Source organism: Streptomyces sp. BBFR25, from assembly GCF_044590125.1.
Classification (GTDB): Bacteria; Actinomycetota; Actinomycetes; order Streptomycetales; family Streptomycetaceae; genus Streptomyces; species Streptomyces canus_D.
This window is the reverse complement of sequence record NZ_CP172447.1, coordinates 85826-100469: the sequence shown is the minus strand read 5'-3', so window position 1 is coordinate 100469 and position 14644 is coordinate 85826. Positions and strand designations below refer to the sequence as shown.

14 protein-coding genes and 1 pseudogene are annotated in these 14644 nt (G+C 69.9%); 4 read left to right on the top strand and 11 right to left on the bottom strand.

All coding sequences use genetic code 11. The annotated features are described in order from the left end of the window. Positions 1 to 105 precede the first annotated feature (105 nt). The gene (locus ACGH52_RS00370; protein WP_399936627.1) at positions 106 to 651 is read left to right on the top strand and encodes an AAA family ATPase; all 546 of its coding nucleotides are present in this window, start codon (positions 106 to 108) and stop codon (positions 649 to 651) included. Positions 652 to 660: 9 nt separating this feature from the next. After that, positions 661 to 1170, top strand: a pseudogene (locus ACGH52_RS00365) (NUDIX hydrolase). Positions 1171 to 1388: 218 nt separating this feature from the next. Here the strand turns inward: ACGH52_RS00365 and ACGH52_RS00360 are convergent. From ACGH52_RS00360 to ACGH52_RS00335, 6 genes are all read right to left on the bottom strand, one after another. Continuing rightward, positions 1389 to 2468: an NlpC/P60 family protein gene (locus ACGH52_RS00360; RefSeq protein ID WP_399936625.1), complete on the bottom strand. Its 1080-nt coding sequence runs from the start codon at positions 2466 to 2468 to the stop codon at positions 1389 to 1391. 74 nt (positions 2469 to 2542) lie between these two features. After that, a complete protein-coding gene (locus tag ACGH52_RS00355) occupies positions 2543 to 5374 on the bottom strand; it encodes a hypothetical protein (RefSeq protein WP_399936623.1) in 2832 nt (943 codons plus the stop codon). A 2-nt stretch (positions 5375 to 5376) separates the two neighbouring features. Beyond that, entirely contained in the window at positions 5377 to 8067 is a 2691-nt protein-coding gene (locus ACGH52_RS00350) for an ATP-binding protein (RefSeq protein ID WP_399936621.1), read from the bottom strand. Then, positions 8064 to 8657 (bottom strand): hypothetical protein, encoded by a 594-nt coding sequence (locus tag ACGH52_RS00345; RefSeq protein ID WP_399936619.1) that lies wholly within the window; start codon positions 8655 to 8657, stop codon positions 8064 to 8066. Before ACGH52_RS00345 ends, ACGH52_RS00350 begins: the two co-directional genes overlap by 4 nt. After that, the gene (locus ACGH52_RS00340) at positions 8654 to 8986 is read right to left on the bottom strand and encodes a hypothetical protein (protein WP_247700584.1); all 333 of its coding nucleotides are present in this window, start codon (positions 8984 to 8986) and stop codon (positions 8654 to 8656) included. Before ACGH52_RS00340 ends, ACGH52_RS00345 begins: the two co-directional genes overlap by 4 nt. A 5-nt stretch (positions 8987 to 8991) precedes the next feature. Then, entirely contained in the window at positions 8992 to 9927 is a 936-nt protein-coding gene (locus ACGH52_RS00335; protein ID WP_399936617.1) for a conjugal transfer protein, read from the bottom strand. Between the two features lie 705 nt (positions 9928 to 10632). Here ACGH52_RS00335 and ACGH52_RS00330 point away from each other — a divergent pair. Further along, positions 10633 to 11166 carry a CbrC family protein gene (locus ACGH52_RS00330; RefSeq protein ID WP_210976138.1) on the top strand — a complete coding sequence of 178 codons (534 nt, stop codon included), beginning with the start codon at positions 10633 to 10635 and terminating at the stop codon, positions 11164 to 11166. Positions 11167 to 11184: 18 nt separating this feature from the next. Here ACGH52_RS00330 and ACGH52_RS00325 read toward each other — a convergent pair whose 3' ends face one another. Then, entirely contained in the window at positions 11185 to 11751 is a 567-nt protein-coding gene (locus ACGH52_RS00325) for a DUF4253 domain-containing protein (protein ID WP_399936615.1), read from the bottom strand. 292 nt (positions 11752 to 12043) lie between these two features. Between ACGH52_RS00325 and ACGH52_RS00320 the strand changes: the two genes are divergently transcribed. After that, the gene (locus ACGH52_RS00320; RefSeq protein ID WP_399936613.1) at positions 12044 to 12529 is read left to right on the top strand and encodes a DUF4265 domain-containing protein; all 486 of its coding nucleotides are present in this window, start codon (positions 12044 to 12046) and stop codon (positions 12527 to 12529) included. A gap of 38 nt (positions 12530 to 12567) precedes the next feature. Here the strand turns inward: ACGH52_RS00320 and ACGH52_RS00315 are convergent, their stop codons facing one another. The 4 genes from ACGH52_RS00315 to ACGH52_RS00300 form a co-directional block, all read right to left on the bottom strand. Next, positions 12568 to 13047, bottom strand: a complete 480-nt coding sequence (locus ACGH52_RS00315; RefSeq protein WP_399936611.1) for a barstar family protein — start codon at positions 13045 to 13047, stop codon at positions 12568 to 12570. A gap of 31 nt (positions 13048 to 13078) precedes the next feature. Continuing rightward, the gene (locus ACGH52_RS00310) at positions 13079 to 13450 is read right to left on the bottom strand and encodes a hypothetical protein (protein WP_399936609.1); all 372 of its coding nucleotides are present in this window, start codon (positions 13448 to 13450) and stop codon (positions 13079 to 13081) included. A 62-nt stretch (positions 13451 to 13512) separates the two neighbouring features. Beyond that, positions 13513 to 13911: a DUF6000 family protein gene (locus ACGH52_RS00305; RefSeq protein WP_399936607.1), complete on the bottom strand. Its 399-nt coding sequence runs from the start codon at positions 13909 to 13911 to the stop codon at positions 13513 to 13515. Beyond that, complete coding sequence (locus ACGH52_RS00300) at positions 13866 to 14498, bottom strand: hypothetical protein (protein ID WP_399936605.1); 633 nt, start codon at positions 14496 to 14498, stop codon at positions 13866 to 13868. Before ACGH52_RS00300 ends, ACGH52_RS00305 begins: the two co-directional genes overlap by 46 nt. Positions 14499 to 14644 lie beyond the last annotated feature (146 nt).

Sequence of the window (14644 nt, the reverse complement as noted above, 5' to 3'; positions counted from 1 at the left end):
GCATGATCTGCAACGGTGTTCGCCTTCATCCAATTCGCGGGGGATGCTGATCCGACGTGCCGGGCTCGATGCGCTGGCCTGGCAACCGGGGTGGGGAGGATCGCGTTGATCGTCTGGGTGAATGGTGCGTTCGGCAGCGGGAAGAGCACGCTGGTCGACGAGCTGCGTCCGCGATGGCCCGAGGCCCTGATCTATGACCCGGAGATGGTCGGCTATGTGCTGCGGGAGATCGTGGAGGTGCCGACCGGTGACTTCCAGGACCTTCGACTGTGGCGGCGACAGGTCGCCGACCTGGCGGTGGGGTTGGTTGAGGAGTACCGACGTCCGGTTCTGGTCCCCATGACCTTGGTCAACCCCGGCTATGTCGGTGAGATCTTCGGCGTGTTGACGGATGCGGGCATCGACGTCCACCACTTCTTCCTCAAGGTCTCCCGAGAGGTTCTGGAGCAGAGGATCGAAGGTCGGAGCTTCACCCCGGACAACCCTGAGCAGGACGAGAAGGTTCGGGGCTGGTGCAAGGACAAGATTGCGCCGTGCATGGCTGCTGCCGACACCCTGCCCAGCGACACCGTGTTTCTGGACGGCGAGCTGACCCCGCAGGAGTTGGCCGACGTGGTGCTGGCTCGTGTCGGCGCGGCTGCGAGCCGGTAGGGCTGGATCATGGGTGAACTTGTTGAGCGGGTTGACGAGCGTGACGAGGTGCTGGCTGTTGTGGACAGGGGGGGGATGCGATTCGTCACCGGTGGCTGCATCGCATCGCGACGATCGTGTGCCGCGACCGTGCGGGGCGGTTCTTTGTCCACCGCCGTCCGGACGATGACACTCGTTTTCCCGGGACAGATCAACTGGATGCTCGGAGGCGCGGTGGACGTGGCTGAGTCGTATGAGGACGCTGCTGCGCGGGAGTTGGTGGAAGAACTGGGTGTTCATGCCCAGCCTCGTTTCCTGTTCAAGTTCTTGTGTGAGGGCGTGATCAGTCCGTATTGGCTTGGTCTGCATGAGGTCGTCGTCACGGAGCCGATCCAGCCCGACCCTTCGGAGGTCGCTTGCCATGACTGGCTGACTGAGTCCGAACTGGCCGACTTGGTCCGGCATCGGGAGTTCGTTCCGGATGCTCGCGAGGCGTTCGACCGATATCGCGCTCTGCCGATGCGGCCGGGAGCGATGTGAGCTGCGGTGCGCGTTGCTGGAGCTCGTGTTCCGCGGCTCGACGTCCCGCGGTGGTGAGCATGTAGTAGGTGCGCCGTCGTCCCGAGGCTGGACCTCAGACTCTGGACGTAACGACGGCGCAGCACGAGGGGCGGGTCGAAAAGAGAGTGTCGACCGACACATTGACGACAGATCACTTGGACACCGTCATCTCTTTTCGGAACCTACAGCGGGTGTGGTCATAGCAGGCGGGCTCCTCCCGCGTAGCCGGACATCGCGTCGACCGGGTCCAGGCGGACGACCGTTCCGGGGCGGGCGGCGTTGATCATCTGTCCTGAGCCGACGTAGATCCCGACGTGGTAGATCGTGGAGTCCCGGCCCGGGGCGTAGGCGTAGAAGACGAGGTCACCGGGCTTGAGCGCACGCGTTCCCGCGCCGGCGGGGATCCGCTGTCCGACACCGGCCTGGGCTGCCGCAGTACGGGGCAGGCGGATCCCGGCCTTCGCGTAGGCATAGGTAGTCAGCCCCGAGCAGTCGAAACCCCTGATACGTGCACCGCTCTTGCCGCTGGGGGAGCAGCAGATGCCGGTGCTGGGACCCTTCGCGGTGCCGCCGCCCCACGAGTACGGGACACCCCGCTGGGCGAGCGCCGCCTCGATGACGGTCCGGACGTCCCCGGTGACGTTGTCCAGGTCCGGGGTTTTGGCGGCGGCGGTGTACTGGTCGATCCAGCCGCGGACGTTGGCGACGTACGCGGTGGACCGGTTGTACTGGAAGATCGCTGCCCTCAGCTGCGACTCCCTGGCCAGGTCACGTCCGTTGCCGCACAGGTAGACCGCGGCACCGAGGGCGGCGTCGTCGGCATTGTGCGGGTCCGCGCGACCGTCGCCGCCTGCGTCCTTGCCGACGCCGTCCCAGATGGAGGGCAGGAACTGGAAGGGGCCGACCGCGCGCTCGCCGCTGGCAGAACCGTCCCAGCGGCCGCCGTCCGTGTCCGGGAAGAGGGTGGTGTTCCCGCCCGCACCGGAGCCGTTGAGGAGGACCCCGTAGATTCTGGGCCGGATGTCGCCGTTGCCGGCGACACTGCGGCCGATGGCGTGGTTCGACTCGACCTTGGCGATCCCGGCCAGGACCGGCCAGCGCATCCCCCGGCAGGTCGGCACATGCCTGCCGACCTGCCGGGCCGCCCTCTGGTAGGCGGCCAGCATCCGTGGCGGAATGTCGGCGACACGGCCGCCCACCGCGATCCCACCGCCATCGTCTCTGGCTCCGGTGGCCAGAGCCACATACGCGCCCGCCGAGGTGGCGATCGGGGCCACGCAGCACACCGCACCGAACAACAGCAGCAGCCCCGCACACCCCCACCGCGCCAGACGGCGACGCCGGACAGGCCTCACCCCTGTTCACCCCCTTCGCCTGACTGGTCGTCCGGCCGGGACCGTTCGCTGCGCAGACGCTCGGCGTCGGGCGCCGTCCTGCGCATCAACTCCTGCATCCGCTCCCGCGCTTCCTCCCGCGCCTGGCTGCGGGCCCTGCCACCGCCGGGCAGGACGGGGCCACCGTGGTTGCGCGGAATCGGCTCGCTGCCCGTCCGGCGAGCCGCCGGCGCTGCCGGGCGCTCCTCCGCCCTGCTCTCGGGCCGGGCTCCGCCTGGCCGGGCGGGAGCCGACAGGCCCCGGGAAGCCGTGGAGGGGCGAAGGCTGGTGGGCGGAGCGCTGGGGTGCGGGGATACCTCCGGGCTGGTCGCGTCTCGTCGCGTGGGTACGGGGGGCAGGCGGCGGCTGGTGAACGGGGCGGGTCCGCCGCGGTCGTCGGCGTGTTCCTGCAGGACCCGGCCGACGTGGCGGCCGGTGGCGGTCCAGGCCCGTCCGTCCTCGCGCAGTGTGTTGCCCCACACCCGGACCTGCTGGCGGGCATCGCGCGAGAACTGGGAGCCCTGTGTCCGGGCCTTGCCGACGCTGGCCGGCAGCCCGGCGGTGGCTGCGTAGGCGGTGCGGCCGCCGCGGTGAAGGAGGCGGTAGCCGCGGAAGCGGACCAGCCGGTTGTGCGCACGCGTCGACAGCAGGGTGCGGTCGCTGTTCTGGTCGTGCAGTACCTGCCCGGTCCTGCGGTCGACGACCTCGCCGTCCTCGTCGCGGTACCGGTCGGGCGGACCACCGGGCCGCGGCGGCCCCGCGACGCCTCCCGGTCCACCGGGACGTGGCGTCCCGCCCTGGCCCGGGCCGCCCGGCCCGGGAGTGCCGTGGTCGGGCCCACCGTTGTCGGGGTCGCCGGCTGCGGTGGGCTTGCGCCACTTCGCCAACTGCTCCGGGTCCGGACGGCGTCCGATCAGCAGCCCGTACCCGACCTTGGCGCCGAGCCGTGCGCCTGCTCCGCCGAGGGCGGCGGCCGCGGTCAGCGGGGCGAGTCCGCGTCCGGCCTCGGCCGTGGCATCGGCGAGGACCTGGCCGGTGTCCACGGGCATGCCCGCCCCGTCGACGAGGGAGCCGAGCGCCCCCATCAGCCGCTGCCGAGTGCCGAGCATCCCGAACCGGCCGCCCCCGCCGCCGGTGAGGGCACGCAGCCCGCCGCCTGTGCTGTATCCGCCCAGTGCGGCGGGGGAGTTCATGGCGAGGGTGGCGCCGAGTTCGGAGGTGTCGCCGGGCAGGTGGGTGCCGCCGACCTTGGCGTAGCGCATCCGCATGGCCATCCGCCGGCCGAAAGAGGCGATGCCCGTCAGCAGCCTGCGGTGCCCGGCCGCGCCGGCGATCGCGAGGACGTCGATCAGCAGGATCCGCTCCACCATCAGGTCGGGTCCGCTGGTGATGGTGGCATCCACGGCGATCCCGAAGAACGGGATGAACGCGCAGATCCCGACCACGGCCAGGACCGCGATCCCCCACAGCGACAGCCACTTCCACACCGACTGACGCGGCGGGCCCGGCAGCATGCCCGCGATGAACGCGACACCGCCTGCGGCGGCGGCCGCCGCGCACACGGCCTGGGTGCCCAGCAGCACGATCGCGGACGAGAGGAGCATGCCGCAGATGAACAGGGCGCCGATCAGGAGCAGGAGCGCGCCGCCGACCCGCCACCAGGTGGGCTTTGCGGCGTAGGCAGCGCAGGCTTCGCCGACGTCCCCGGCCTTCTTCATGTCCGACAGGAAGGCTGTGAACTCCTGCTCCTCTTCCGACGGCACGAGCGCTTCATTCAGCAGGTCGGAGCCAGTGCCGAACGACTCCGGGAGGGTGTCGTCGAGGTCTTCATTGCCGCGGTCGCCTCCCTCCTGTCCCCGTTCGCAGTACGCCTTGGCGGGGCCTTTGATCCGGGCGCAGGGGTCCTCTTCCTTCTCCGGGTCCTTGGCCCTTCCTGCCGTGTAGCCTCCGGAGATCCACTTGAGATGGACGGCGTAGGCCTTGCGGTCGCCTTCCTTGGCAGGGTCGAGGATCCGCCCGTACTGCAGCAGCATGTACGGCTTGACGATCAGAGCATTGGTGACCGAGTCCTGGACCGGGCGGGCCACCTCCGCCGCCGCGACGGGCCCATCGCCCTGCTCCTGCATGCACTTGAGTTCCTGACGGCCGGCCATGCCGTCACAGGGGGACTTGCTGGCGATCTTGCCGCCCCAGTCATAGGCGTTCACGCTGCGCTGCGCGACCTCGGCACCCACCTGCTGCGCCTGGCCGAGCGGCCCGTCGGCAGCGAGCAGGTAGTCGGGACGGACGAATGCCGAGGCTGCGAACGCCGCGATCAGCAGGGTCAGGAAGATCTCCCCCAGACCGCGGCCGACCCGGCCGCGTACGAGCATGAAGCCGGCGAACACGAACGCCCACGCCAGCAGCAGCCCCTTCAGCCCGAGCGCGTCGACGACCACATCGTGGTAGGCGTCCGCGACTTCCTGCGCCGGCCGGGCAAGGGTCCTCAGCAGCGGGAACCGGAAGGCCACCTCGATCGCCCACCCGGCCAGCCCCACCAGCAGCCGGATCAGCGTGAACAGCCCCGACAAAGCGAACGCCAGCGCCTGCGTCTTGAACGCGACGACGGATCCGCCCTCGGCGTTCAGCTCGTAGCCGTTGATCGGCACGCCCTCGGAGGAGCGGATGTTCAGCGGCGCCAGGAGGTCACCGGTCTCGCTGCTGCTGCCGGCCGCGTACACGACCTGACTGTTGACCATCACGAACACCACGGCGAGCAGCACCGTGAAGCCGGTCGAGCGGAGCGTGCCGGGACTGGGACGACGTGCCATGGTCAGACCTGCCCGCTCTTCACACCGGCAGAGTCGGCTGACGGCTCGGGTACATCGGTCGCCGTGGCTGCGGTCGAGGTGCTGCGATGCCCCGGGGTGGTGGTGATGGACGCGGCGATACGGGCGATGCGCGGGATGACGATCTTGACCCGGCCGGTGTTCTGCCGCGGGCAGGTCAGCAGGAACTCGCCTTCCCGCCCTTGGCGGCCGACGGGGGACAGCCCCGCGGTCACCAGCCGCACCAGCTCCTCGTCACCGGGGTTGAGGCCGATGAACTCCAGGCCGCGGCGGGCGCGCGCCCGGTCGGTGGTGCGGGCCAGCGCCCGGTAGGCCATCAGGCCGCGGTCCGGGCCGAGTTCCTCGGCGTCGTGGGAACCGGCGATCAGGCCGGCGCCGTGCTTGCGGCCGTCGTGGAGGATCTCGTGCACGAGGGCGGTTCCTTCGGCCGACGAGGTGAGCCAGTACAGCTCGTCCAGGACGACGGCGGTGAACCGCTGCGGGTCCTCGAACGCGGTCTGCCGCGCGAGCGCCGCGATCAGATACAGCACCGCGCGCCCGATCAGGGCCTCCAGCGGCTGCTGATGCAGGACCTCGGGGTTGTCGAAGGCGGCCTTGGGAGGCAGCTTCAGTCCGGCTGTTGTGATCACGATCATGTCGGAGGCGCTGGAAGCATCCAGCCTCACCGGCGGCAGCGCGGGATCGAAGACCATCGCTGCCAGCGCATTGGACGCCACGACCCGGACGAGGCCGGCGAGGGTGGCCGCCGCGTCCTGCCGCCTGCCCGCCTCGCTCGCGCTCATCTCCTCAAGGACGTCCAGCACGCGGTGCATGGACGGCTTCTCGCCGGCGGCGGCCCGCTCGACCGCGTGGTGGAGGACCTCGCCGCTAGTGCTCATCGGGCCGATCCCGAGCTGGAGGGTGAGGTAGGACAAGGCGTAATGGCGGCCCTGCGGCCCGTCGAACATCCGCAGCGGATCGATGGACACCTCAGCCCGGGCGGCGTCGACAATCTGCACCCGGCCCTTCGCGGCGCTTCGGGCGAACGTGGCCCACTCGCGCACCGGGGTCCGGTCGATACAGATCGCGCACCCGCCGCGCGCCCACACGGCCTCCGCGATCAGCTTCTGCAGCACGCTCTTGCCCGCGCCCAAGTCCCCGACGATCCCCATCGACGCCGACGCATCCTGCTTCGGAGCGTCCGCGACATTGATCATCACGGGGCGGGTGGTGCCGCAGTCCAGGTCCAGGCCGAGGAACATCCCGTTCGGGTCGCCGACCTCGCTGGTGGTGAAGGCCCCGGACAGGGCCCAGTCCTCGGAGACCTGGTGCTGGGTGAACTCCCGCACCACGCCCTGCCTCGCCGCACCGGGCAGTCCCAGGGTGAACAGGGCTTCCTGTAGTCCGGCGGGGCGCACGGCCCGGTAGTCGGCGCCGGAGAGCAGCGCGGTCAGGGCCCGGGCGCGGGCGTCACAGACGGCCGCGGTCGGCCCCCACACCGTCAGCACCGTCACCGACTGCACCTCCACCTCCACGGACGTGCGGGACAGGCGTGCGTCCAGCTCGCCCAGGTCGCGGGCGGCGTCGGTGAGGGAGGCGGGCATGCCGGTGGGCCGGGCGTCGTACTGGTCGGCCTGGTCGATCAGCTCGTTCTTCTTACGCCGCACCTGGTCCCGCGCCTTCTCCGCGGGCACCAGCGTCAGATCGACGGTGTAGTCGACGGGGAAGTCGAGCATGTCCAACTGCGCGAACAGATCCGCGGCCTCCGCACCGACCGCCGGCGGACACTCCGCCAGGACGAGCTGCGCCTGGTAGCCCACCCCGGCGTCGGACTCGACCTGCAACCACCGCCGCCGCAGCGGCGACCCGGCCCGCAACCGCCACCAGGCGGTGCGGCCCGACCGCGTGATCCGGCCCGAGCCGTTCAGCTCGCCGGCATCGTCCAGCGCCGGGTCGATGCCACCCTCCTGCAGGCGCGCCTGACCCAGGTCGGCGTAGCTGGGAGAACGCAGCACCCCGCCCTGCACGTGCCCGCCGTACAGGGTGCTGGTCTCGGCCTCGGTCAGCAGCGGTTCCGTCAGGCCGCGGTGCAGGGCGTGCTGGACCATCCACACGATCTCCGCCGGACGGGCAGGACGGAACGCGATCCCGCCGGCGAGCGCGGCCTCCACCCGGGTTGCCTGTTCACGGTACGCGGTCACCTTACGGCGGGTCACCGGTCCGGCCCGCATCCCGAGCACGGGGGCGACGTCTGCCCACATCGCTCCCAGCGACGCGGCCGCCTGCCCGCCCGATTCGCTCGGCAGGGGCACCGCCAGCCACAGCGTGCGGCGGTGCATCTCCTGGCCCTCCAGCAGGCCCAGGGTCGCCTCGACGTTCTCCACCCACGGATGCGCACCCGCACCCGGCGCCTGCCCGGCGGGCCCGATGCCCTCGATCATCCTCAGGGCGACCTCACCGGGATCGGCCTGCGCACACAGCCCGAACAGCCGCGGCGCCCCGGACAGGGACCTCACCAGATGCGTGACTTTGGCCAGCTGCTCCTCCCGGGCCGCGGCGGGCACGTAGGTGCCCTGCACGGTGTCCGTTCGTCTACCCTTCGCGTCGGGACTGGGGTGCAGACGGTAGACGGCCCACACGCTTCCCTGGGTCGACCAGACCAGGTTGCCTGCGATGTGACGGACCGGGACCCTCACCGCACACCCCCCGACTCCTGGACACGGGCCAGCAGCTGCTGCACACCCGACACCGGTGCCACCGGCACCGGCACCGGCCGCGTCCGCGGACGGCCGCGGCCGTCCGACGGCCGGCACACCGACCCGCGGGCCTCCCGGTCCCGGGGCGACCTACGGCCGGGAGCCGGCTGGGCGGCGCGCCGCCGAACTGCCGTAGGAACAGCCGGGCATGCGGCTTCGACGGTGAAGCCACCCAGTACAGGACGGGAGGCGTGGTCGCGGGCAGCTCTGCCCCCGGTACGGCCGCCCTGCGGCTGCCAGGCCAGGAGCACCCAGCCCAGCGCCGCCTGCAGCGGGGCACGCCCTTTTACCTTCGGCCGGCGTACCGCCCACACGGCCAGCACCCAGGCGACCACGGGGACCGGGCCCATCCACGACCACCAACTGATGGTCTTGACGAGGAGGAACCCACCGCCGACGAGGACGGCGATCTGCGCGGGGGTGTAGGGGCCGAGCGGAATCTTCCAGTCGGCGACCTTACCCAGCACCCACGGATGACGGCGCGCGCTTGTGTAGAAACGCCCCACCCGGCTCGCGGCGGCCGCGTTCACAGCAGGCCTCCCGCGCCCTCGGAGCCCACGCGCGCGGCCAGGTCGGTTCCCTGCACGATGCCAGGGACGGCGGGGGCGCCGTTGGCAGGGTTCCTCACCTCGTCGGTGAACATGTCCGCGAGGTCCTCGCGGGAGTCATACAGCCCCAGCGCGATGATCATCAGCAAGAGGGCGCCGATCCCGGCCTTCAGGCTGAACCGCTGGACCATGATGACGACGACGAGCACGATCAGTCCCGCCTGCAGGCCCTTGGTCGCCCAGTCCTCGAACATGGTGATCCAGCTGTCGCCGAGGTTGTCCATCTTCCCGGCCAGCACCACGCCACCCATCGTGTTCACCGCGCACCCCCGCCCTGGACCGTTCCGGACTGCAGCGCGGCGACGTCCCACCGGCCGGAGCGGGCCGTGAGCGCGAGTTGGTAGGCCAGCGGCCACCGCCCGGAGTCATCACGCGCCTCGGCCTGCACCCGGACCTGGACCTTCGTCCCGTCGGCCGGCACCGGCCCGGCGGCCGCGGCCTCCTCGACCGCCGACACCTCGCCGACGGTGACCGTCGTGTAGGGGGCGGGGGAGACGGGCGCGAGCTCCACCCTGGGAGCCAGGTAGCGGTCGACCTCTCCGGTACCGGTGAGGTAGGCGCCGAGGAACTCCCCGATCGTCGACGACAGGGCACCGTCGGACGGAACATTCACCGAGTACGGCGACTTGGGCACTGCGGCCCGGGCCGGACCGGCCACCACCCCCGGGGCGCCGGTTACCGCGAACGACGCACCACGTGTGTCGGCGGCGACGGGGACGTCGAAGTAGCGAACCGTGCTGTCGGCGTACTGCGCAGCGACCGTCACGGCCCACGCGCCCCCGTCGCGCTGCACACTGCGCACCGCGGTCACCGACCTCAGCTTCGACTGTGCACCGGCTGCCGGGTCCGGCAGGGCGACGTCCGGCGCGAGGGACTGCGCAAGCCGCGCCTGCACACTGCCCGCCTCATCCGCACTGCTGCGCAGCCACGCGTCGAGGAACACCTGCGCATAGCCCGCCGGGTCGGCCGCAGCGGCCGCCGTGCGCACCGGGGCCGGCCTGTCGGGGGCCGCGGCCTCGGCGCTGGCCGGACCGGAGACCACCGCCACGGCCAGGGCGACGGGCCCGGCGGCGATCGCGGTGAACAGCGCCAGACGCGACAGGCGCACGCGCCGCCGCATCTTCTCCAACTCGACCCCCGCTGCGATCACGGGGGCGGCCTCGCCGCGCGAGGACTTCTTGCCCAGAGGCATGGTCAGACTCCCAGGTCAGGAATGGTTGTTGCTGACCTTGAGGAAATCCGTCAGCCCCGACCCGACCACCGACCACGCAACCCCGACCACGATCACGAACCGGTCACGAAACCCATGGTCGGCCCCACCATGGGCCCGACCACGGCCCGCGGCAGGATGGGCGCCAGCACCGGGATACGGGTTACGGCACGCCGGATGTGCACCAGCGGAGCGACTGTGCAGCTGGGGGCGAGTGTGCATGCCCGCGTGCGCACTCGGCGAGCGTGCAGGGCCCTCATCCTCGTTGTGCAGGCGCCTGCACGATGAGCGTGGGGACCTTTGTGCAGCCGAGAGTGTGCACACTGCCTGGAAGGCGACAGGTTCTTCTTGGTCGGCCCAACCATGGAGCCGGCCATGGCTGGCCAGTGGGCATGCCGCGGTCTTGTGGTGGTGGTCGGGGGTGGTGGCTGCCTGTCTGGTCGGGGGCGGGAGAGGCAGGTTTGGGCGGCCCGACCACAACCCCGACCATGGGCCCGATTACGGGTTCACGCCAGGATGTGCGGGGTGTTCACGACAGCGCCTGGCCAGGCAGGCCTCGACGCCTTGAAGGTCTCTCTTCCCGCAGACCGAGTGATCATTCCCCGCCGAGCGCCCGTCTTCCGTTGCGAGGCTGGGATACACGCTGACCGCTTGATCACTGGGCTGCCTTGCGACCAGACTGCTCCAGTGAGTTCCGATCTGCCCGCCTTCCGCTACCACCCTGATCCGCTCGCCAGCGGCTCCATCCGTGAAAGCGCCGAGAGCTGTGCCTGTTGCAACCGTGCCACAGGGTGGATCTACACCGCGTCCTTCTACACCGCCCAGAAGGTCGGCGGGCGCTTCTGCCCCTGGTGCATCGCAGACGGCAGCGCGGCCGAGCGGTTCGCCGGCGAGTTCATCGACTCCTGCGGACTCGACGGCGTCAGCGAGGAGACTCTGGACGAGGTCACCCGCCGCACCCCCGGCTTCCATGCCTGGCAGGACCCGCACTGGCTCGTCCACTGCCACGAGGCAGCCGCCTTCATCGGCGAGGTCGGCTACAGCGAACTGGTAGCCCACCCGGAGGCTCTCGACCAACTCAGACACGACCTGCGCCTTGGTGGATGGCATGACGCAGCCCAACTCGAGCAGTTCCTCACCCACCTCGGCGAAGGCGCCACCGCGATGCTCTTCCGCTGCACCATGTGTGGCACCCACCTCGCCTACGCCGACGCCTCATAACGGCACTTGCGCCAAGGGTCAGTCCCACCAGAAGTCCCAGCTGTTCATGCCGACGAGGCGCTCCGCATAGGCAGCGAGGGTGTAGGGGTGGGAGCCCTGCCAGATGTTGTCCGGGCAGAAGGCGAAGTGCTCGGCAGCGACCCGGAGGGCGCCCTGCGTGTTCGTCGGGGGTGCTGCGACGCTGAGGTGGAGGGTGTCGAAGCCGACCGCTACGACGCGCACGCCGAAGCGGCGTTCCCAGTCGCGCACGACGGCGGAGAACTTGGCCGTGTCGTTGTCGTAGTTGACCGGCCCGCCCCAGCCGGCGGCCGTCAGCGCGTCCGCGCCGCAGGCTGCGGCGACGAGCCCGAGACGCGCCTGGGGGTGCTGGGCGGCGAAGACCTCTGCGTACTCCGCGGCCATCTCATCGGTACCCGTCACGAGGTCATCGCTGACGAGCGGGCCCGGCCAGGCCTGTCCGAATGGCGCGATGACAGCAAGCCGTTCGTCCGGCGGCAGCGAGTGGTCGCCCTCGTCGGTCTCCGCGTACGCGCTCCACCACTGCGCCAGGAGTTCGGCCGGGTTGTGCGCGTGGGGTGCGGTCATGCGTTCAGGGAACAATTCGCCGGACGCCCAGGGCCGGAATTCGGCGTCGCCTGGGTCGTGGGCGTCAAGAAGCAGTGGCCTCAGTCCTGAGGTGTTGTGCTCGGCGAGCAGCCGCGCCCACAGTTCGGCAGAAGCCGAGGGAGTCGCTCAGCCACAGTGGCTGCACCGCCCCGTCTCCTTCATCGGATGTGATCATCCGGCCCGCAGGGAGCGGGACAGCGAGAGAGGCCAGCAGTTCAGGGGTCACGAGCGGAGGCTAGTTCGAGGCGCTGACAATGAGGATGATGGTGCCGTGACGAGCGTGACTGATGACCATGTGAAGGTCCACTTCCGGATGGACGTGGACGAGGAGGGCTGGCCGCCGGCGAGCGTGGAGAGCCTGTGGGCGATCGATCTCGGTGACGGAACAGTCCGCTTGGACAACACCCCATGGTTCGTCCGCGGAGTCGCCAGCGACGACATCATCCGCGTGGAGCTCGACGAGGGCGGCGTCCGTTGGGCCGCAGAGACCGTTCAGGCGTCGCAGAACTGCACCATCCGGCTGATCGTTCTCAAGGACGGTGGCTCTGCCGCGGCCCGGCAGAGCGTGCTGGACGTCTTTCACCGCCTCGGTGCGACCGGCGAGGGCATCGAGCAGTTCCGGATGGTCGCATTGGACGTGCCGCCGGATGCCGATCTTCGGCAGCTTCGCCGGCTCTTGGAGCATGGTGCGGCCAAGGGGTGGTGGCACTGGGAAGAGGGATGCGTCACCGAGGCCTGGAGGTCCACGGCCGCGTGACAGACGCCGTCACCACGAGTTGCTTCCGGGCTGTGTTCTCAACGACGGCTGGAGTCGGCCCATTCGGCGCTGTTCCACATGACGGGCATGGCTCCCACCGGCTCGAACCGGATGCCGGGGTCGTTGCTGTGGACGAGGGCAAAGAAGCGTCGCTGGACTACTGCCGCTCGGCGGGCTTGGTCCGCCATGATGTCCAGCACGATCTGGGCCGCTCTGGGGGATGCGGCGGCGAAGCGGTCGTAGTCGGTGAGGGACAGTACGAGTCCGACTCCCTCGGCGGTCTCCTCGTAGGGCCCGAAGCAGGCGATGTCTCCGAGGCAGTCGTTGAGGGCGTCCAGGTTGTGCCCGTAGTAGTCGGGGAACCGCAGGGCTGCGGCGACAGTTTGGTGCATGTCACGTTCCGTCTCCCATGCATGCGCTTCGAGATGGACGACGCGGAAGCCGCGGTTCTCAAGTTGCCGGACAGCCTCGGCGAGGAGGCGGCGTCGCCAGAAGAGGGTCACGAACGTGTTGCTCATGTACTCGATGCCGGGGAGCCGATCCCACGTGTCATGCGAGGGCCGGCTTCCTGGTGATGTCGTGCTGGAAGTGGTCCAGGAGCCGGAAGAACTCATCGACCGGCGTGGAGTCGGCTGGCGTGTGCCGCTCGATCTCGGCGGCCCAGGTCAGAGAGCTTGACGTCCCGTAGTGCTCGTGGAGCCAGGTGATGAAGTCTTCCTCGGGCCAGAAGGCGAAGGGCTCGTGTGCGGAGTGAACGGCGAGCGCCACGCGGTAGCCGGTGAGGATGGACTGCAGGTGCTGGAGCGACCCACCTGGCAGCCACATCCCGGGGCGCAAACGGATCTGCTCCAGGAAGTCGTACACGTCGGAGTACTCCTGCCAGTGCTTGACGACGCTGTCGGCGCTGTTGTCGGTCGGCATGCGGGCAGCCTACGGTGGCGTTCACCGTGCTGTGCGACCGGGCGACTCCCGGCAACTTGGGGTTATCGCCCTCCTCCTGCCGCCCAGTGCCGAGCGGCTTCTTTTACGAAGGAGCTGAACCGGGTCATGGTCTCCCGGCATTCCGCAGGTTCCAGCTCACGCCGATGGGAATGCGCCTGCGTCCACAGTCTGTCCGGCGTGAGGAAGTGGTCGGCGCGGTCGGTTCTGTGGGTTGCATCGAAGTGGAGCTGGGCGCCGAGGGCGGACGTCTGGTCGTAGTCCAGTTCGGGCCGGTCCAGGGAGCGAACGAGGTAGGCAACCAGCAGCTCGGCGTGGGCCGAGGTACCAAAGGCGGGCAGGGTGAGGCAGGACGTGTCCGGTGTGCATCCGGGCTGTGCACAGTCCGAGCTGGTGGCTACTGTTCTTGAGGCGTGAACGGGCCGATCGCGGGGGCTACGCACATTTCGACGACGGTCTGTTCGCCGGCCGCCAAGCCGTCCAAGCAGAGTCGTCCGCCTCGGTCGCGCAGGTCTACGTAGAACCGTGTGGTCGTTCCGGACTGCTTAAGGTCGTGGATGCGCTCGTCGATGTAGCCGAGAGCGTTCAGGATCGCCCTGACCTGAGTGGGGTTGGGATCCGCCAGATCCCACAACTCCTGGGCGATGCGCTGTTCATGGCGAACGCCCGCGCACCAGTCGCGAGCGTTCAGCTCCACTTCCGGCCCCGCCGTGGGGGCGATCGGCTCGATCGCATCGCTCGGCGGTGTCTCCACCGAACCAGGCGGCAACGTCTCCGCCGGACCGGTCGGCGGCGCCTCTGGCGCAGCGCTCGGGGGACACGACTGCGCGACCTGTCTCAGCATCTCCGTGAAGGCCGAGTTGGGCCGGGCCCCGGCGGTGTCAACGTGCTTGCTTTGCGGTCTGCCGGCGTCCGCCTTCTCCGTGCCGCAGGCGGTGAGCGCCATAGTGGTGAGGGCTGCTACCACGAGCGTGGGCCGCAGGCAGCGCGAGGAGCGAGCGACCGCGCTCGTCGAGACAAGGGTTCTCATGTGCCAAGTCTTCGATCAAGCCACCGCCTCCACGTGAGTGCGCGTACTCACAGCGGTAGCGGTGGGGTACTCACTCAGACGTCGACGACCCGTGACCAGGATTCAGCAGCCGTGTCAACAGGATCAAGATGCTGAAGTGTCAGATG